Source organism: Saccharopolyspora taberi (genome assembly GCF_039534165.1).
Taxonomy (GTDB): Bacteria; Actinomycetota; Actinomycetes; order Mycobacteriales; family Pseudonocardiaceae; genus Saccharopolyspora_D; species Saccharopolyspora_D taberi.
The window spans coordinates 615184-633975 of record NZ_BAAAUX010000014.1 but is presented as its reverse complement, the minus strand read 5'-3'; the positions used below and the strand labels follow the sequence as shown (position 1 = coordinate 633975).

Sequence of the window (18792 nt, the reverse complement as noted above, 5' to 3'; positions counted from 1 at the left end):
AAGTATGTCTAGAGGGTTAGGATTGCCGGGTGATCGACCGACCGCTGACCGGTGAGCCGCTGCCGCTGGACCTCGTGAACACCCGGTGGGCCGCGGAGGGGCAGGTCCGCGACCTCTTCGACGAGCCGGGCGCGCTCGGCGAGTGGCTGGCTGAGCACGACCTCGCGCCCGCCGCGGCCGAGGACGCGCTGGCACCGCTGCGCACCGTGCGCGCCGCGATCCGGCGCTTCCTAGAGGACGGCGCCGACGACGAGCTCAACCTGGTGCTGGAGCACGGGCGGCTGCGGCTGGAGGTCTCCGACGGCGTGCCCGGCGAACGCGCCGAGGTGGACCGGGACGACTGGCTGCCCGCGTGGGAGGTCGCCCGGTCCTTCCTGGAACTCCTGCGCTCGGCACCGCGGGGAAGGCTCCGGCGATGCGAGGGACCGGAGTGCGTCCTGTGGTTCCTGGACACCTCGCGCAACGGCAGGCGCCGTTGGTGCTCGATGGCGGGCTGCGGCAACCGGGCCAAGGTCAAGAGCCACTACGACCGGGCGCGGGGGCGGTGATCCGGCTCCCGCGCGGAGCGATCGGCGGGCCGGAGTGATCGAGGGCTCAGCGTCATCGGCGGGCCGGTTCGATCGGCGTGCCAGTGTGATCGAGAGCCCAGTGTGATCGACCGCAAGGTGTGACGCCGGTGGCGAACGGCGGTGCTCGGCGGCCCCGCTCCGTGACAATCGGGTGACCTTGTCCCCGGACGCCGCTCGGCGTGGAGCGCGTATCCCGCACCGGAGGGATGTGCGTGTGACGACCGATTCGCTGCGAGCCCTGTTCCCGACGCGGCTGTTCCCGGCACGGCTGTTCCCGGCATGGCTGCTGCGGATGCTGCGCCCGGCCCCGCATCCGCGGGACTGGACCCGGGTGTGCGCGGTGGCCGTCGGCGTCGGCGGGCCGCAGCTCGCCGGGATGGCGACCGGCCGGGTGGAGGAGGCGGTGCTCGCGTCGGTCGGCGCGCTGTGCGTCAGCTTCTCCGACCTGACCACCTCCTACCGGCACCGGCTGCGCCGGGTCGGGCTGACCGCGGTGCTGGGCGCGGTCGGGTTCGCGGCGGGAGCCGCGGCGGCCGGACCGTGGTGGGCCGCGGCCGTGGTGCTCGCGCTCGCCCCGGTGTCGGTGCTGCTGAGCGGGCTGGGCGACCTGTGGGCCGCGGCGGGCGCGCAGATGCTCACGTTCTGCGTGGTCGCGACCGGCCAGCGGTCCGAGGTGCTGGGCGTGGGGGAGCAGGTGCTGTGGTTCGCCGGTGGCGAGCTGCTGCTGGTCGGGATGGTCGCGGCCACCTGGCCGTTCCGCCGCACCGCTCCCGCGCGGGAAGCGGTGGCCGACGTCTTCGACACGGCCCTGCGCATGTTCGACGCCATCGGGACCGACCGGGCGATCGGCGTGCGGCAGGAGCTGACCACAGCGCTCAACAAAGCGCACGACATGCTGATCAGCGGCGCTTCCCCGGTGCGGAGCCGGGTGCACGACCGGCTGTACGTGATCCTCACCCGCGCGACGCCGGTGGTGGAGGCGGCGGTCGCGCTGACCCATGCCGGAACTCGCCCGCCCGAACGGGCTTCCGCCGCGCTGCGGGCGCTGGCTCGCGGTGTCCGCAGCGGTGCGCCCCCGGCGCCCTACCGGCCCGCGGGTACCGGATCACCGACGGTGCGGGCGTTTGATGAGGGCGTCGCGGAGCTGATCAGCGCGTGGCGGCGGGCGAAGCCCGCGCCCGCGCGGAAACGGGGGCCGAGGGAGCGGTTCGCGCTGGGCCGGTCCACCTGGCTGCTCGCGCTGCGCATGGTGCTGTGCCTCGCGGTGGCCGAGGGCGTGGCGCTGCTGGGCTGGCTGGACCAGGGCTACTGGATCGCGCTGACGGTCGCGCTGGTGCTCAAGCCGAACTCCGGCTCGGTCTTCGCACGCACGGTCTCGCGCGCGATCGGCAGCGTGCTCGGCGTGCTGATCGCGCTGGCGCTGCTCGCGGTCGTCCCGGCGGGCTGGGGGATCGCGCTGTTCGTGACCGCGCTCGCAGCCAAGCTGCCGTCCGCGCTGAGCCGGCACTACGGCCTTTTCACCACGGTGGTGACCGCGCTGGTGCTGCTCCAGATGAGCCAGTCGGAACTGTTCCCCGCCGCGCTCCCCGCGGCCCGGCTCGCGGACTCACTGCTCGGCTGCGCGATCGTGTTGGCCGTCGCGGCGGTGCTGCGCCCGTTCCGGGTGGAGCTGGCGGACCGGATCGCCGCCGCCACCGAGGCCGTGTCGGAGTACGTGTCCCTGTCCCTGGCCGGAATCCCGCAGGGGCGTTCGGCGCTGCGCCGCCGCACCTACCGCGAGCTGTCGGACCTGCGGGCGACTCTCCAGCAGCGGCTCATGGAACCGGACGCGGCGCGCGCCGAGCCGTGGTGGCCCGCGGTGATCCTGCTGGAACGCGTCGTCGACGCCGCGACCGAACGGGCACTGCTGCCCGGCGGCGCCGACGACGACCGCCTCCAGCACGCGCAACGGCTGGTCTCCGGAATGCGCAGCACCGCGCGGCGGCTGCGCGGGCGCGGGACGTCGCCGGAACGCCTGCGGGAACAGCTGGAGCACGCCTACACCGAGGTCTGCGCGGCGTGATCCCGCAGGCGTGCGGCGGTTACTCCGAGGCGAGCAGCTCGTCGAGCTCCCGCACGGCTTCCCTGAGCTTGTCGGCGAACCGGAACATCTCGTCGGCCACCGGACGCGGGGTGCTCAGGTAGAGGTTGAAGCGATCCGGCAGCAGCACGTAGGCGACGCCGATGCAGCGGCTGCTGGTCGACCCGAATCCGAAGTACCGGATGTTGACCGACGGCGCGGAGCTCGTGCTCAGGTAGTCGTCGCGCATGACCAGCCAGCCCGGAGTCCCGTACAGGGCGAGCGGTTCGTCGGCCGCCAGCTCCGCGCCCCGCCGCTTCTGGATCAGCTGGAGCTCCCAGAGGTGCTGCTCCGGAGCCTGACCGGCCTGGCACTCCTTCGCCCGCGCCACGTGCTTGTCGGCCGCCGCGCGGAAAGCCGCCCGCCGCTCGGCGGCACTGGTCGACGGGTCCTCCATCACGTCGACGAAACGCAGGATCTCCGCCGTGACCACGCGCATGGCCTCGGTGCGCCCGTTCTGGTACTGCCGGGTCGCGATCGACTCGTAGGTCGCGCCGGTCAGCCCCTTGGTGCGCTTGTGCGCGAGCTGGTAGGCCATCTGCACGAACGCGTCCGGCGACATGCCGAGCTGCTTCGCCCGGTTCGCGCCGAAGTCCTCGAACGAAACGGTCGTGGTCGCGTTGGCCTCGGCGTAGGCGCTGAACGCGTCCGCGGCGGCGAGCACGTCGGCGCGCAGTGTTTCGTCGAGCACGAACTCGACCGGCTCGGACGCGGGCAGGCCCTGGGACTCCCCCGGTTCCGGGGGATCACCGGCCAGCAGGGCGTCGACGAAGCTGAGGATGGTCGTCCCGTCCAGCCCGCAGTGCTCGACGTTGATGCCCGCCGTGCCGTCCTCGAAGACGATCAGCGACACCGCCTTGTCGAACCACCGGTTCCCGCTGTCGCCGTGCAGCAGCTGGTCGCACGCCTCCTGGGTGTCCGCCGGGGCGAAATCCTCCAGGCAGAGGCAGAAGAGCGCGGTCTCGACGGTGTCCAGCGCCTCGGCGTTGGCCGGGTCCAGGGCGATCAGGGCCTGCCTGCTGGCCGCCCACTCCGCGCGGGCCTTGGTCGTGAGGTGGCCGACGGAGGTTTCGCGGTCGGCCCGCACCGCACCGGACTTGATGATCGAGTGCAGCCCGGCCGCGAGGTCGTCGGGCGTGTGCGGCGCGCCGTCCGGCCCGAACACGTCGAGCCGGAACGCGTTGCCGCGGAAGAAAACCACGATGTGGCGGGCCTGGGACGGCCCGGGCCACTCGTCGCTGTAGGGGGTGCGGACGGTGTCCTGCTCGGCGCCCGGGATCCGCGTGGTGGAGAACAGGAACTTGTTCTGCTCCATCGACAGCGCCTGCCCGCGCTGCACGATCGGCGGGATCTGCTCGGCGTCGAGCCGCTGCTTGAAGCCGACCGCGGCGGTGATCAGCTCGACCGCCCGGTCCACCTGCCGCAGGTCGGACTCCTTGAACAGGAAGAAGAAGTTCGCGTTCAGCGCGATGCGGTCGCGGCGGCCCAGGTATCGCGCGGGCCAGAACGTGTCAAGCCAGCTGCGCACCTCCGGAGACGCGTCGTACTCCTCAAGCGCGGCGTGCAGCTTGCGGGCCGGGCTGTCCTGGCGCAGGAAGGCCGCCACGGCGGCCTCGGTCTCGGACAGCTCCGCGGATGTCAGCAGCGGCGCGCACCACTCGACGAACCTCCGGGCGCTGTCCTCCAGCGTCGGCAGCGGTACGCGCGGGAGGCGCTCCTCGTTGCCGAAGGTGCGGGACGACCACTCTTGGCTGCTGTTCACTGTGATCCTCGACTTCGAACGCGGGTCGGACTTGAATCAGTGCGGTTGGACCGGCCGCGTGCCAACGGGCCGGGAGAGGTGGAGCCGGGCGTGGAGCCAGCCGTCGGCTTCCAGGCCCGAGGGGTCGACGCCGACGGCGGACAGGGTGTCCAGCACCTGCGCCTGCTCCTGGGCGGAGACGAACCGGCGCTGCCGGAAAACGCCGTCGACGACCACGGTTTCGTATCCTAGCCGCGACAGGCGTTCGGCCATCGGCTCGAACGGGAACATCCGGAGCACGAAGTGCGCCATCCACGGCAGGCGCCCGTCCTGCGCCTCGACGACGCGGGTCAGGGTCCGCTCGCCGACGTAGCCGATGCAGCCGGTGGACACGACCAGATCGGCGCCGCGCAGCTGTTCCCGTTGCCGCGGCGTGGGTTCGTGCGCCTCCAGGTCGGCGTGCACGGCGGCGTCGAGGAATCCGGCCGACAGCGCGTAGGCCAGCGCGGGCTCGGAACTGTCGAGACCGACGAACCGCGCGATCTCGAACTGCCCGCGCGAGCGCAGCAGATCGCGGTCCCTGGCAAGCAGTTCCTCCCGGTCCTGAGGTGCGGAACTGCCGTAGTGCTCGTAGAACTCGTCCATCGTCGCCTCGCATCGCAGCAGCGCCGCGTTGATGCCGTAGGAGCAGCCGATGTCGAGCACGGTCGGGACCACCACGCCGGTGGATTCCCGGTACTCCTGGACGAACTTGGCGAAGTAGGGCTTGGCCAGCTGCGGGATGCAGTAGTCGAACTCGCGCAGCGTGTTGAAGTACGCGCGGGGGTCGGGCTGGGCGTAGATCGCGTCGAGCGCGACCTTGCCGGTGGCGTCGAAGTCCACGGGCCGCTTCCTCCTGGTTCTGGCGGTGGTTCAGTCCAGCAGCTGGTCGACCCGCACCGCGCGGTCCTCCGCGGCCACGTGCTCGGGCAACACGCGGCCGAAGAGCTGCCGGGTCCGCGCGACGCTGCCGATGACCCCTGGCCGTTCGGTGTAGGCGAAGATCGCGGTGTGCCGGGCCGTGCCGCCGCGGACGGTGGTCACGCGGTGCAGCGAGTAGCGCCCCCGGAACAGCTGGAGGTCGCCCGGTCGCAGCGCGAGCCTGCTGGGCCGCCCGCCGCCCTCCAGGACCTCGCGCACGTCGTCGAAGTTCTCCGCCTCGGCGGAGCGGATGTTCGGGCAGTACTCGAAGATCCCGCCCTCCTCGGACTCCTGGGTGAGCAGGCTGACCGCGAACTCGTTGGTGTCGAAGTGCCACGGATGCCCCATCCCCGGCCGCACGACGTTGAGCACCAGCCCGGCCAGCGGGTCGGCGAGCTCGTGGATCCGCGGCAGCTCGAAGCAGTCGGCCAGGAACCGCTGGAACAGCGTGCTGCGGTAGAGCTGGTGGATGATGGCCTGGCGCGGGATGTGGTCCCGGGGCACGAAGGCGTTCCCGCGCTCCCACGTGATGCGTGCGGGGTGGTCCAGGGGCAGGGATTCGTCGTTGGCGATGTTGTAGGCGTTGACCACCTCGACGTCGTAGTGCGCCGAGGGTGCGATCTCCTCGCCCTCCCGCTTGAGGGTCTCGTGCAGGGACGAGCGGATGAAGTTCGGCAGGACGCTGCACCCGATCCGGCGGAGGTCGTCCCGGGCGCGGTCGACCGCGGCGACCCACGACGGGCTCGCCGGATCCGACAGCGGGTAGCGGCCGGTGTCGACGACCTGTTCCACGAGTTGGGCTTCCGATGCGCTCATGAGGGTCCTCTCCGCGTGCCAAGCTCACCGGGCCGATCAACGAAGTCTGCCCAGCCCGGTTACTGGGTGACCAGGCCGCGCGGCCCGGCTCGGCCGGTCCGCGGCCGGTCCCGACCGCTCTGACCTGCGGGAGTGACCGGATGATCGCGTTGCGTGATCGTGCCCATATTGTGCGGAGTGCCCAAGGGCGGGTATGTCGGCCGTCCGCCGGCGGGACTCTCCGGGATCGCGAGGTGGCTGGCCGACCCCGAAGAGGAAGCGCTTCCGTTTAGACTGGGCGGGTCGGCGACCTCTGTTCCGGAAGCAGGTGTTGGGATGCGCACGCCGCTCGTCCTCGCCGTCTGTCCGTCGCCGCGCGAGTTCCGGCCGGGCAAGGTCTCGACCGAACCGATGCGACCGAGGATGAATTGCGAAGAAATAATTTCCATGGAAGACTCTTCCATGGGAAGTTAAGTGGGCGCCGGGCCCACTCGCGACGGGAGGAGCGCGCGAATGCAGTTCGGGATCTTCACGGTCAGCGACGTCACCACAGACCCGACCACGGGGGAGACGCCCACCGAGACCGAGCGGATGCGCGCGATGATGCGGATCGCGCAGCACGCCGACCAGGCCGGGCTCGACGTGTTCGCCACCGGCGAGCACCACAACCCGCCGTTCGTGGCCTCGTCGCCGACCACGCTGCTCGGCTACCTGGCCGCATCGACCGGCAACATCGTGCTGTCGACCTCGACGACGCTGATCACCACCAACGACCCGGTCAAGATCGCCGAGGACTACGCGACGCTGCAGGTGCTCTCCGACGGCCGGATGGACCTGATGATGGGCCGCGGCAACACCGGCCCGGTCTACCCGTGGTTCGGCCAGGACATCCGCCAGGGCATCCCGCTGGCGTTCGAGAACTACGCGCTGCTGCGGCGGCTGTGGGAGGAGGAGGTCGTCGACTGGGAGGGCCGGTTCCGCACCCCGCTGCAGGGCTTCACCTCCACCCCGCGCCCGCTCGACGGCGTTCCGCCGTTCGTCTGGCACGGCTCGATCCGCAGCCCGGAGATCGCCGAGCAGGCCGCCTACTACGGCGACGGGTTCCTGCACAACAACATCTTCTGGCCGATCGGGCACACCAAGCAGATGGTCAACTACTACCGGCGGCGTTTCGAGCACTACGGCCACGGCCGGGCCGACCAGGCGATCGTCGGCCTGGGCGGGCAGGCGTTCATGCGCAGGAACTCCCAGGACGCCTGGAACGAGTTCCGCCCGTACTTCGACAACGCCCCGGTCTACGGCCACGGCCCGTCGATGGAGGACTTCACCACCACCACGCCGCTGACGGTCGGCAGCCCGCAGCAGGTGATCGAGCGCTACGCGGAGATGCGCGAGCACGTCGGCGACTACCAGCGGCAGCTGTTCCTGGTCGACCACGCCGGCCTGCCGCTCAAGACCGTGCTGGAGCAGATCGACCTGCTGGCCGAGGAGGTCGTCCCGGCGCTGCGCGCGGAGATGGAGGCCAAGCGCCCGGCCCACGTCCCGGCCAACCCGCCGAGCCACGCCGAGCGGGTCGCCGCGGCTCGCGCGGCCGAGGCCGAGCAGGCCGCCGAGCCGGTCAAGGAAGGGGAAAACGCATGAGCGAGCGCACCATCGTCGCGATCTCGGCGGGCATCGGGCAGCCGTCGTCCACCCGGATGCTGGCCGACCGGCTGTCGGCGGCCGTCACCGAGCAGCTGGCGGTCCGCGAGATCACGGCGGACGTGCGGACGGTCGAGCTCCGCGACGTCGCGCACGACGTGGTCAACGCGATGCTCACCGGCTTCCCGGCCGGTGAGCTGACCGGCGTGCTCGACGCGGTCACCGGCGCGGACGGGCTGATCGCGGTCACGCCGCTGTTCACCACGACGTACTCGGGGCTGTTCAAGTCCTTTGTGGACATCCTCGACAACGAGTCGCTGACGGGGAAACCGGTCCTGCTGGGCGCGACCGGCGGAACCCCGCGCCACTCCCTGGCGCTGGAGTACTCGATGCGCCCGCTGTTCACCTACCTGCACGCCGAGGTCACCACCACGTCGGTGTTCGCCGCGACCGACGACTGGGCGGGGGAGGGCGACAAGGTCAACCCGCTGCCCGCCCGGATCCGCCGCGCCGGCCGGGAACTGGCCGAGGCGGTCGCCGCGCGCGAGCCGTCCGGCCCGGCCGACCCCTACGGTGCGGTCCCGGATTTCGAGCAGATGATGCGGGAGCTGTGAGGCGTCCGCGTTAGCCGCCCCGGCGGTGGGAAATGTCACCAACTTCCGAAGGTGTTGCCGCGGCCCGTTTGCTGTTCGGCAACACGCGCGAAATCCGGCCGTGAACTGCGCTTTCCGGGCGCGGGAGGCGGTCCGGTCCTGCTCCGCTGCTGATCTTGGGCGTGCCTAGCATGATCGGCTGTTGGTTGAAGCCGAAACCTTCGCCCGAGCGGGCGGACGGGGCGGAAGGGAACGCGGATGATCTTCTCCAGGCTGCGCGGCCGGAAGCGGGCGGTCCGGGCGGGCACCGGCAGCTACCTGCCGCCGATCCCGCTCGACGGCGGGGTGATCAGCTGCCAGGTGCACGACGAGCAGGGCAGGCTGCTGCCCGGCGCCGAGATCTCCGTCGTGGACCGCTTCAGCCGGGAGATCGCCTCCGGGGAGACCGACGCCTACGGGTCGTTCCTGGTCGCGGTGTCTCCCGGCACGCACAAGCTGTCGGTCACCGCCGGCGGTTACCGGCGGACCAGCGTCCAGGTCGAGGTCGGGGTGAACCAGCACGTCGTGCTCAACCGCATCGAGCTGGAGCCGGACGCGTCGCTGACGCTTCCCCAGCCCGGCGTGTGGACCTTCGACCCCACCCACACCGAGGTGCACTTCGTCGCCCAGCACATCGGCATGTCCAAGATCCGCGGCCGGTTCAACGACTTCCGCGGGCACATCCGGGTCGCGCCCCGGTTCGAGGACTCCGAGATCGAGGTCGTCATCGACGCGGCCAGCATCGACACCGGCGTCCGGATGCGCGACGACCACCTGCGGTCGGCGGACTTCCTCGACGTCGCGAACTACCCCCGGCTGACCTTCCGCAGCTCGCGGCTGGTGCTGCTGCGCGGGGACCAGTGGCAGGTCGAGGGCTCGCTGACGCTGCGGGCCACCACCAGCCCGGTGCGGCTGGACACCACCTACCTCGGGCAGCGCAAGTGGCAGGGGCCCGGCTTCGACAGCGATCTCCGGGTGGCCTGCCGCGCGGTCACCAGCCTGCGCCGCGAGGACTACGCGGTGGACTGGCGGGCCACCCTGGCCAAGGGGATCGCGGTGGTCGGTCCGACCGTCCAGATCGAGCTGGGCGTCCAGGCCGTCCTGGAGCGGTGAACGTGATCATCGTCTCAAGTGGACCGGAACGCGGCTTTCCCGTCCCTGCGGCGGAATTCGGCCGTTAACACAGCGCCGGACCTGGGGGCAAATCGTCCCTTTCGTGGCTCACACGGTGGAACGCCTTGGGCCGCGCGGCGCGCTCGGCCATCGTGGGCGCATGTCAGAGAACCAGAACGACGTCGCCGCGCTCCCGCCGCGGCCGGCCAGGAAGAAGGGGCCGCTGATCGGCCTCGGGGTGGTGCTGGCCGCCGCGCTGGTGGCGGTGCTCGTGTTCACCACCAGCGGCGGCTCCGGCGGTGACCGGGTCACCGTCCGCATCGGCACCACGGACGCCAGCTCGCCGTACTGGCCGACGTTCAAGGAGATCGCGGCCCGCGAGGGCATCGACATCGTGCCGGTGAACTTCAGCGACTACACCCAGCCCAACCCGGCGGTGTCGCAGGGCCAGATCGACCTGAACCTGTTCCAGCACCTGCTCTTCCTGGCCAACTACAACGTGTCCAACAACGACTCGCTGGTGCCCGTGGGGTCGACCTTCGTGGTGCCGCTGTCGCTGTACTCGCAGAAGCACGCCACCGTCGCCGACATCCCGGCGGGCGGCACGGTCGCGATCCCCAACGACCCGACCAACCAGGCCCGCGCGCTGCTGGTGCTCCAGTCCGCCGGGCTGGTCAAGCTCAACGGCGGAGGCAGCGTGCTGTCGACCCCGGCCGAGATCGACGCCGCCGCGTCGAAGGTGTCGGTGACCCCGGTGGACGCCGCGCAGACGGTCACCGCGCTGCCGTCGGTGGACGCGTCGATCGTGAACAACAACTACGCCCTCAACGGCGGCCTCGACCCGTCGAAGGCGCTGTTCGGCGACGACCCGGCCAGCCCGTCCGCCGAGCCCTACATCAACGTCATCGCCACCCGGGCGGCCGACCGGGACAACCCCGTCTACCAGCGCGTCGCGCAGCTCTACAAGGACAGCGCCGTGGTGGCCCAGGTGCAGGCCGAGTCCAAGGGCACCTCGGTGATGGTGGACCGGCCGCGGTCCGACCTGGACGCGATCCTGGCCAGGCTGTCCGAGACCGTGCGGGCCGGGCGGCGATGAGCCCGGTCATCGAGTTCCGTGACGTGCGCAAGACCTTCGGCGCGGTGACCGCGCTGGAAGGCGTGGACCTCACCGTCGACGCGGGCGAGGTGTTCGCGATCATCGGCTACTCCGGCGCGGGCAAGAGCACGCTGGTCCGGCTGATCAACGCGCTCGAACCGGTCAGCTCGGGCCGGGTGCTGGTGGACGGCACCGACCTCACCGGGCTCGGCGAGCGCAGGCTGCGGGAGGTCCGGCGCGGCATCGGCATGGTGTTCCAGCAGTTCAACCTGCTGCGCTCGCGCACGGTGTTCGGAAATGTGGCCTACCCGCTGCGGATCGCCGGCTGGAACAAGGCCGACCGGGAGCGCCGGGTGGCCGAGCTGCTGAGCTTCGTGGGCATCACCGACAAGGCGTGGCACTACCCGGACCAGCTCTCCGGCGGCCAGAAGCAGCGGGTCGGCATCGCCAGGGCGCTGGCGACCAACCCGAAGATCCTGCTGGCCGACGAGTCGACCAGCGCGCTGGACCCGGAGACCACCGGCGAGGTGCTGCGCCTGCTCAAGCGGGTCAACACCGAGCTGGGCGTGACGATCGTGGCGATCACCCACGAGATGGAGGTCGTCCGCGAGATCGCCGACCGGGTCGCGGTGCTGGACTCGGGCCGGATCGTCGAGCAGGGCCCGGTCGCCGAGGTGTTCGGCTCGCCCCGGACCGAGACCACCCGCCGGTTCGTCGAGACGGTGCTGCGGGACCGGCCCAGCGGCGACGACCTCGCCCGCATCCGCGCCCGCCACGGCGGGCGGCTGGTCACCGCCCGCATCCGCGACGACCAGCGCATCGGCGCGGTGCTCTCGGACGCGGTCGCCCGCCACCGGGTGCGCTTCGAGATCGTCTACGGCGGCGTCAAGGAGCTCGGCGGCGCCTCCTTCGGCGGGCTGACGCTGGAACTGGTCGGCGCCGACACCGACGTCGACGCCGTCATCGCCGAGCTGCGCGAGGCGACCGAGGTGCAGGAGCTGATCGCATGAACGCCGACTGGCAGACGCTCGGCCCGGTCCTGCTGACCTCGGTCGGCCAGACGCTGTGGATGGTGGTCACGACCCTGGTCGTCGGCGGGGTTCTCGGGCTGCTGCTGGGAATCCTGCTGCACACCACCAGGCCCGGCGGGCTGCTGGCCAACCGGGTGGTGTTCACCGTGCTCAACGTGCTGGTCAACATCATCCGGCCGATCCCGTTCATCATCTTCATCACCGCGGTCGGGCCGCTGACCATCGCGGTGGTCGGCACCCAGCTCGGCACCGGGGCGGCGACCTTCGCGCTGGTGCTCGCGGCGACGTTCGGGATCTCCCGGATCGTCGAGCAGAACCTGCTCAGCATCGATCCCGGGGTGGTCGAGGCGGCCAGGGCGATGGGCGCGAGCCCGCTGCGGATCATCGCGACCCTGCTGGTGCCGGAGGCGCTGGCGCCGCTGATCCTCGGCTACACCTTCGTCTTCGTCGCGGTGGTCGACATGAGCGCGGTCGCGGGCGCTGTGGGCGGCGGTGGGCTGGGCGATTTCGCCATCGCCTACGGCTACCAGCGGTTCGACTGGGCGGTCACCGCGGTCGCGGTGGTGGTGATCATCGTGCTGGTGCAGGCCGCGCAGTTCACCGGGAACTGGCTGGCGCGCAAGGCCCTGCGGCGGTGAACGGCGCCGGACAGGTCAGCGGCCCCGGGCAGGTCGAGGGGTTCGCCTCCCGGCGGTCGCTGAATCGGTCCGGTCGCTGGCGGAAACGCGCCGATCACCACCGGCCGGTGCGGCATCCGATGCGAAGATCACCCGCGGCGGTGCGGACGGCTCCGCACCGCCGCGACCAGGTGCCTCCGCATTCGACAAGGACGTCCGCAGATGGCTCAAGTGGCAGAAGACGGAACCGGACCGCGCGCTTCGGCGAGTCCCAGGGAGATCACGGTCAAGGCCGTGGTCCTCGGCATCGTGCTGGCGGCGCTGCTGGCCGGGGCGAACGCGTACCTGGGGCTCAAGGTCGGCCTGACGGTGTCCGCCTCGATCCCCGCCGCCGTCATCTCGATGGCCGTGCTGCGCATGCTGCGCGGAGCCACGACCGTCGAGAACAACATCGTGCAGACGGCGGCGTCGGCGGGCGAGGCACTGGCGGCTGGTGTGATCTTCACGCTGCCCGCGCTCGTGCTGCTGGGCTACTGGACGGAGTTCCCGTTCTGGCCGGTCATGACGCTCTCGCTGTGCGGCGGCGTGCTCGGCGTGCTGTTCACGGTCCCGATGCGGCGCGCGCTCATCGTGGACAAGCCGTTGCAGTTCCCCGAGGGCGTGGCCACTGCCGAGGTGCTCAAGGCGGGCGAGCGCGGCGGCAGCAGCGCCCGGTACATCACGATCGCCGGAATCGCCGGTGCCGTGCTGAAGTTCTGCCAGACCGGCCTGGGCATCGCCTCCTCGACCGTGACCGGAGCGGTGAAGGCCGGCGGCGTGGTCATCGGGTTCGGCAGCGAGCTCGGGGTCGCGATGCTCGGCGTCGGCTACATCGTCGGGCTCAACATCGCCGTGCTCGTGTTCGCCGGTGGCGCGCTCGCCTGGCTCGTCGGCATCCCGCTCTACATGGCGTTCGCCGATCCCGCCCAGTTGCAGACCATCGTCAGCGGCGCCACGGGTTACGACGCCGCGGAGGCGGTCTGGAGCGAGCAGGTGCGGTACCTCGGCGTCGGCGCGATGGCCGTCGGCGGGCTGTGGGCGCTGCTGTCGGTGCTGCGGCCGATGCGCGACAGCCTCCGCTCGTCGCTTCGGGCCGTCCGGGAGGCGCGGGGCAGCGGGGAGGCCACGGTCGAGCGCACCGAGCGCGACCTCCCGGCCAACTACCTGGTGTACGGGACGATCCTGATGGCGATCCCGGTCCTGCTGGTGTTCCTGTCCGTCGTGGACGGCGGGCGGCTGGAGATCGGCGGCGGGCTGTTCGCGGGCACGATCGCCTTCGGCCTGGTCTTCTCGCTCATCGCGGGATTCCTGTTCTCCTCGGTGTCGGGCTACATGACCGGTCTGGTCGGGTCGTCCAACAACCCGGTGTCGGGCGTGACCGTGATGACGCTGCTGGCGAGTTCGCTGGCGCTGCTGGGAATTCTCGGCAGCCGGATCGACTTCAGCGCCGACGAGGCGAAGGCGACCATCGCCGCCGCGACCGCGGTGCTGCTGTCGAGCGTGGTGACCTGCGCGGCGGCCATCGCCGGGGACAACCTGCACGACCTCAAGGCCGGCTACCTGGTCGGCGCCACGCCGTACAAGCAGCAGATCATGCTGATCGTCGGGGTCGTGGTGTCGGCGCTGTGCATCGCCCCGATCCTGTCGGTGCTCTACACCGCCTACGGCATGGGCGATTCCCTGCCGCGCCCGGACATGGACCCGGCGCAGGCGTTGCAGGCTCCGCAGGCCGCGCTGATGAGCTCGATCTCCAAGGGCGTCCTGCTCGGTGGCCTGCCCTGGCCGATGATCATCACCGGTGGGGTGCTGGCGGTGCTGCTCATCGTCGCCGACCAGCTGCTGGGGCGCCGCGGCTCGTCGTTCCGGATGCCGGTGCTGGCCGTGGCGGTGGGGCTTTACCTGCCGTTCGAGCTGTCGGTGCCGATCCTGGCGGGCGGGCTGATCGCCCACGTCGCCGCGCGGGCGCGCCGCGGGCGCGGGGAGCAGGACGGCGAAGCCGGCCGGGGCGTGCTGTTCGCGTCCGGCCTGATCACCGGTGAGGCGCTGGTCGGCATCCTCCTCGCGATCCCGTTCGCCATCGCCCAGAGCGCGGACGTGTTCGCGATCAGCCCGTCGGCGCTGGGAATGTCCGACGGGGCTTTCGAGATCGGCACGAACGTCCTCGGCATCGCGGCGTTCGCGTGCTTCGTCATCTGGCTCTACCGCACGGCTGTCCGAGCAGGCTGACGCGCTGGGCGAGCGGTGGTGCGGTACCACCGCTCGCTCGGCAAAAGCCGTTTGTCCGCGCGGATAGCCTTCAAAGGTGAACGTGTCAACGGCAGCACCCTCGATCAGGGCCATGGCCGACATGGCCACCCCGATGTCCATCCGCGTGGCCGCGACGCTCGGCTTGGTGGAGCGCGCGGGGAGCACGGGGGCGACGGTGGAACAACTCGCTTCCGATACCGGAACATCCGCGCCTGCACTGGGATGTCTGCTCGATCATCTGGTCGCGGTCGGCGTCTTCGACCTCGACGCGGATTCCGGCCACTACCGGCCCACGGACCTCGGCGCCCAGATGAGCGAGGACGCTCCGGAGGGGATCAGGCCCCTGCTCGACATCAACAGCGCGGGCGGGCGCGCGGAGCTCGCCTTCGTCGAGCTGCTGGGGACGATCACCACCGGCGCTCCCGCCTACCCGCACCGGTACGGCCGCGACTTCTGGTCGGATCTGGACTCCGAGCCGCGGCTGCGGCGCTCGTTCGACGCGCAGATGAACTGGCGGTTCCAGACGCTGGCCGCGCAGATCGCCGAACGCTTCGACTGGAGCCGCTTCCCCCGCGTCCTCGACGTCGGCGGGGGTGACGGGCAGGTGCTCGCCGCGATCCTGCGCGCCCACCCCGACGTCCGCGGGGAGGTCCTGGACCTGCCTCCGACCGCTGCCGCGGCCGCCGACCGGTTCGCGGCGGCCGGGCTCGCCGATCGCGCCGCCGCCGTTGCGGGCAGCTTCTTCGATCCGCTGCCGGAGGGCGCGGACGCCTACGTCCTGTCCGACATCCTGCACGACTGGGACGACGAACACGCCCGCAGGATCCTGACCGCCTGCCGCCGGGCCGCCGGACCGGACGGCACCGTGGTGGTGATCGAGCCGGTGCGGGGCCAGGGGTCCGACACCGCGATCGACCTGTTCATGCTGATGTGCTTCGGCGGCCGGGAGCGGACGGTCGACGAGCTGATCGGGCTGGCGGCCGACTGCGGGCTGGTGCTCCGCGACTCGGGTGCGATGGCCGAGGGCCGGACGGTGCTGGAGTTCCGCGGCTAAGGGTTGTCCCGTAACTGATCCTGGACTGCCCGGAAATGAGCGGCGGAGCCTCAAGTCCCCTTGTTACGGTGCATCGATGTCAGCGATCAAGAAGTTCCAAGTCACCTTTGACTGCGCGGAACCTGAGCGTCTCGCTCGTTTCTGGTGCGAGGTGTTGGGGTACGTCATACCGCCGCCGCCGGAGGGGTTTGCCACTTGGGACGATTTCCAGCGTTCGCAGCCCTCTGAGCAGCAGGGTTCCTGGTTCGCCTGCGTAGATCCCTCAGGTGTGGGCCCGCGGCTGTACTTCCAGCGCGTCCCCGAAGGGAAGGCCGTCAAGAACCGGGTGCATCTTGATGTGCGGGTCGGGACCGGACTCGTGGGTGAAGAACGCCTCGCCGCACTTGAGGCCGAATGCGCACGGCTGGTCCCGCTCGGCGCAGTACACGTGCAAACGCTGTACGACGGCCATGATTCGTGCATCCCGATGCTGGACATCGAGGGCAACGAGTTCTGTATCGACTAAGCACCTGAGGTGGAAGTCATCCCTCAGTGACCAGCTTGCCGAACTGCCCTTGGCCCGGATTCACCGCGACACCCTTGAAGAACGTGTAGACGAACGTGCCTTCCTCGGCGGTGCGGTGCAGGTCGGCGATTCCCCGGTGCCAGTCGTCCGGGGTCGTCAGCCCGGCGGCCAGCGCGTCGTCCCGGACCGCCTCCACCATGGCGATGAAGGTGTTGCGGGTGAAGCCGCGGACGAGCTCCGGCCGGGTCCGGTCGGCGTAGACCGTGCGCGGGCGGACCACGACGTCGGTGAACCCGGCATCGGCCAGCAGCGGTTGCAGCTCGCGGCCGATCAGCGCGTTTCCTGCCTGCAACCGGACCTGGCAGTTGATCGCCGCGCGGGCGTGTTCGCTGTCGGGGTGGAAGAACGCCGACCCGTGATCGCCTTCGACAGCGGTGATCGTGCCGCCGGGCCGCAGCACGCGGCGCAGCGCGGTCAGCGCTTTCCGGGGGTCGGGCAGGTGTTCCAGGACGAAGCAGACGAAGAGGTGGTCGAAGGAGCCGTCCGGGAACGGCAGCGCGTGCAGGTCGGCGCGGTGGAATTCCGCGCCCGGTGCGGCGGATCGGGCCCGCGCGAGGGAGTCGGCGGAGACGTCGACGGCGACGACCTGCGCGCCCGGGCTGTTCGCGACCAGGTGCACCGTCTGCGCGCCGACGCCGCACCCGGCCTCCAGCACCCGGCTTCCGGGCGGGTAGGCCGTGTCGGCGTGCAGCAGTTCCGCCAGAACGTCGGCCTGGTCGCCCAGGCGCCGGGCTTCGGCCGCGGAGTACCCGTGCACGTATTCGGCTGTGCTCATGCAGCCACCCTGCCGGGGACAATGGACCGATGGACAGGTCCAAAGAGGTCCGCTTCGGTCGGTCCACAACGCCGGGGGCGGACTTTCTCCAGCTGACCCTCGACGACGCTGCGCCCGGTGGGAAGACCGAGCAGCTCGCCCGCCGCCTCCGGGACGCGATCGTCGACGGCCGCCTGCCGGTCGGCAGCCGCCTGCCCGCGACCCGCGTGCTGGCCGCCGAGCTGCGCGTGTCCAGGGGAGTGGTCACCGAGGCGTACCAGCGCCTGGCCGAGAGCGGGCAGATCGCCGGGCGAGGTCGGGCGGGGACGGTCGTGGTGGCCGCCCCGGCGTCGACCGACCGGACTCCGGCTGCGGAGGCGGCGGAACCGTTCGCCACCGAGCCGGGGGAGGACGTCTTCGACTCACTGCGCCTGGCGCCCGCCAGGATCGACCTCTCGCCCGGAGTGCCGGAGCTGGCCGCGTTTCCGCGCGCGGCCTGGGCGCGTGCCGAGCGTGCGGTGCTCAACGAGCTTTCGGCAGCGGACCTGGGATACGCCGATCCGCGCGGAACAGCGGTTCTGCGCCAGGCGGTGTCCCGGTGGCTGGCCCGGAATCGCGGTGTCAGCGCGGATCCGGACGACGTCCTTATCGTCGGCGGGGTCGCCCAGGCGCTCGCACTGCTCGGAAAAGCGTTGCGGGACAACGGTGTTCACGAGATCGCAGTGGAGGACCCCGGGTCGCTCGGCGTGCGCCAGCACCTCCGGTACTGGCAGCTGGACACGCCGCCGGTCCCGGTCGACGCCGGCGGAGTCCGCGTCGACGAGCTGCGGGCGAGCGGAGCTCGGGCGGTGCTGCTGACCCCGGCGCACCAGTTCCCGACCGGCGTCGTGCTCGGCGGGCAGCGGCGTCGGGAACTCCTGCGCTGGGCCGAAGAAGGCGGCCTGATCGTGGAAGACGACTACGACGCCGAACACCGCTACGACCGCGCGCCGGCACCCGCGCTGCGGGCGATGCTGCCCGACCGCGTCTGCTACGCCGGAAGCGTGTCGAAGCTGCTCGCGCCCGCACTGCGGATCGGCTGGGTGGTCGCGCCGCCGGAGTACCGGGAGCCTCTGGCGGCGGCCAAGCGGTTCGCCGACCTCGGCAACGCGGTGCTGCCCCAGCTGGTGCTGGCCAGGATGATGGAATCCGGTGCGCTGGAACGGCATTTGCGGACGTTGCGCACCCGGCACCGCCGCCGCCGGGACGCCATGATCGAGGCGATTCGCACCCACCTCCCCGGCGCGGTCGTGCACGGTGCGGCGGCCGGCCTGTACCTGACGATCACGTTCCCCGCCGGGTTCAGCGATCTCACGGCGGCCCACGAGGCGCTGTCGCGCGGGGTGAAGGTGCAGCCGTTGTCCTGGCACCGCCAGCGACCCGGCGACCCCGGATTCGTGCTCGGCTACGCGGCGAACTCACCGGCGGACATCGCCGAAGGCGTGGCGGTTCTCGGGGAGGTGCTGGAGCGGCGATCAGCGTTGTGATCCTCAGCGGCGTGCATGTTTCGTGCGGCGTCGACCCGTCTCGCAGCCCGGAGCTTCCCGCGAGGCCGAACGTGTCGCTACCGATGTAGCGAGGCTGGTCTCGGAGGTCTTGTCAGCGGGGAAACGCCTGCGGTATCCCGCCGCGACGGCTCGGCGCAAGCGTGCCCCGAGCAGCTTGGAGAGCATGTTGACCAGCTCTCCGCCGCGCAGTTGCAGCCCATGCGTCTATGCGCGGCGTATGCATATGGCGTGTCCGTGGTGAGCTGCAGCCCGCATGGATAGTGGTTTTCTGA

At 71.1% G+C, this 18792-nt stretch carries 16 protein-coding genes; 12 read left to right on the top strand and 4 right to left on the bottom strand.

The features are described 5' to 3' along the window. Positions 1-29: 29 nt before the first annotated feature. Both ABD691_RS17215 and ABD691_RS17210 read left to right on the top strand, forming a co-directional pair. A complete protein-coding gene (locus ABD691_RS17215) occupies positions 30-548 on the top strand; it encodes a CGNR zinc finger domain-containing protein (protein ID WP_344680846.1) in 519 nt (172 codons plus the stop codon). Between the two features lie 235 nt (positions 549-783). Continuing rightward, entirely contained in the window at positions 784-2631 is a 1848-nt protein-coding gene (locus ABD691_RS17210; RefSeq protein WP_344680844.1) for an FUSC family protein, read from the top strand. A 19-nt stretch (positions 2632-2650) separates the two neighbouring features. Here ABD691_RS17210 and ABD691_RS17205 read toward each other — a convergent pair whose 3' ends face one another. The 3 genes from ABD691_RS17205 to ABD691_RS17195 are packed head-to-tail and all read right to left on the bottom strand — an operon-like array spanning position 2651 to position 6205. Continuing rightward, positions 2651-4456, bottom strand: a complete 1806-nt coding sequence (locus tag ABD691_RS17205) for a choline/carnitine O-acyltransferase (RefSeq protein WP_344681320.1) — start codon at positions 4454-4456, stop codon at positions 2651-2653. A gap of 30 nt (positions 4457-4486) precedes the next feature. Beyond that, a complete protein-coding gene (locus ABD691_RS17200) occupies positions 4487-5311 on the bottom strand; it encodes a class I SAM-dependent methyltransferase (protein ID WP_344680842.1) in 825 nt (274 codons plus the stop codon). Between the two features lie 30 nt (positions 5312-5341). Beyond that, on the bottom strand, positions 5342-6205 hold the full coding sequence (locus ABD691_RS17195) for a HalD/BesD family halogenase (RefSeq protein ID WP_344680840.1): 864 nt from the start codon (positions 6203-6205) through the stop codon (positions 5342-5344). Between the two features lie 492 nt (positions 6206-6697). Here ABD691_RS17195 and ABD691_RS17190 point away from each other — a divergent pair, with 492 nt between their 5' ends. The 9 genes from ABD691_RS17190 to ABD691_RS17150 all read left to right on the top strand — a co-directional run bounded on the left by ABD691_RS17190 (position 6698) and on the right by ABD691_RS17150 (position 16159). Beyond that, positions 6698-7825, top strand: coding sequence for a CE1758 family FMN-dependent luciferase-like monooxygenase (locus ABD691_RS17190; protein WP_344680838.1), 1128 nt, complete (start codon positions 6698-6700; stop codon positions 7823-7825). Further along, positions 7822-8439 carry an FMN reductase gene (locus ABD691_RS17185; RefSeq protein ID WP_344680837.1) on the top strand — a complete coding sequence of 206 codons (618 nt, stop codon included), beginning with the start codon at positions 7822-7824 and terminating at the stop codon, positions 8437-8439. The genes ABD691_RS17190 and ABD691_RS17185 overlap by 4 nt, the downstream gene beginning before the upstream one ends. A 237-nt stretch (positions 8440-8676) precedes the next feature. Then, entirely contained in the window at positions 8677-9570 is an 894-nt protein-coding gene (locus ABD691_RS17180; protein ID WP_344680835.1) for a YceI family protein, read from the top strand. Between the two features lie 160 nt (positions 9571-9730). Then, positions 9731-10666 carry a MetQ/NlpA family ABC transporter substrate-binding protein gene (locus ABD691_RS17175; RefSeq protein ID WP_344680834.1) on the top strand — a complete coding sequence of 312 codons (936 nt, stop codon included), beginning with the start codon at positions 9731-9733 and terminating at the stop codon, positions 10664-10666. Continuing rightward, complete coding sequence (locus tag ABD691_RS17170) at positions 10663-11676, top strand: methionine ABC transporter ATP-binding protein (RefSeq protein WP_344680832.1); 1014 nt, start codon at positions 10663-10665, stop codon at positions 11674-11676. The genes ABD691_RS17175 and ABD691_RS17170 overlap by 4 nt, the downstream gene beginning before the upstream one ends. Continuing rightward, positions 11673-12335: a methionine ABC transporter permease gene (locus tag ABD691_RS17165; protein WP_344680830.1), complete on the top strand. Its 663-nt coding sequence runs from the start codon at positions 11673-11675 to the stop codon at positions 12333-12335. Before ABD691_RS17170 ends, ABD691_RS17165 begins: the two co-directional genes overlap by 4 nt. A 201-nt stretch (positions 12336-12536) precedes the next feature. Next, positions 12537-14579, top strand: coding sequence for an OPT family oligopeptide transporter (locus ABD691_RS17160; protein WP_344680829.1), 2043 nt, complete (start codon positions 12537-12539; stop codon positions 14577-14579). A gap of 112 nt (positions 14580-14691) precedes the next feature. Then, complete coding sequence (locus tag ABD691_RS17155; RefSeq protein WP_425565109.1) at positions 14692-15654, top strand: methyltransferase; 963 nt, start codon at positions 14692-14694, stop codon at positions 15652-15654. A gap of 76 nt (positions 15655-15730) precedes the next feature. After that, positions 15731-16159, top strand: coding sequence for a VOC family protein (locus tag ABD691_RS17150; protein WP_344680827.1), 429 nt, complete (start codon positions 15731-15733; stop codon positions 16157-16159). 16 nt (positions 16160-16175) lie between these two features. Here the strand turns inward: ABD691_RS17150 and ABD691_RS17145 are convergent, their stop codons facing one another. Beyond that, the gene (locus ABD691_RS17145) at positions 16176-16994 is read right to left on the bottom strand and encodes a methyltransferase domain-containing protein (protein WP_344680825.1); all 819 of its coding nucleotides are present in this window, start codon (positions 16992-16994) and stop codon (positions 16176-16178) included. A gap of 29 nt (positions 16995-17023) precedes the next feature. Between ABD691_RS17145 and pdxR the strand changes: the two genes are divergently transcribed. Then, positions 17024-18499 carry a MocR-like pyridoxine biosynthesis transcription factor PdxR gene (gene pdxR / locus ABD691_RS17140; protein WP_344680824.1) on the top strand — a complete coding sequence of 492 codons (1476 nt, stop codon included), beginning with the start codon at positions 17024-17026 and terminating at the stop codon, positions 18497-18499. Positions 18500-18792 lie beyond the last annotated feature (293 nt).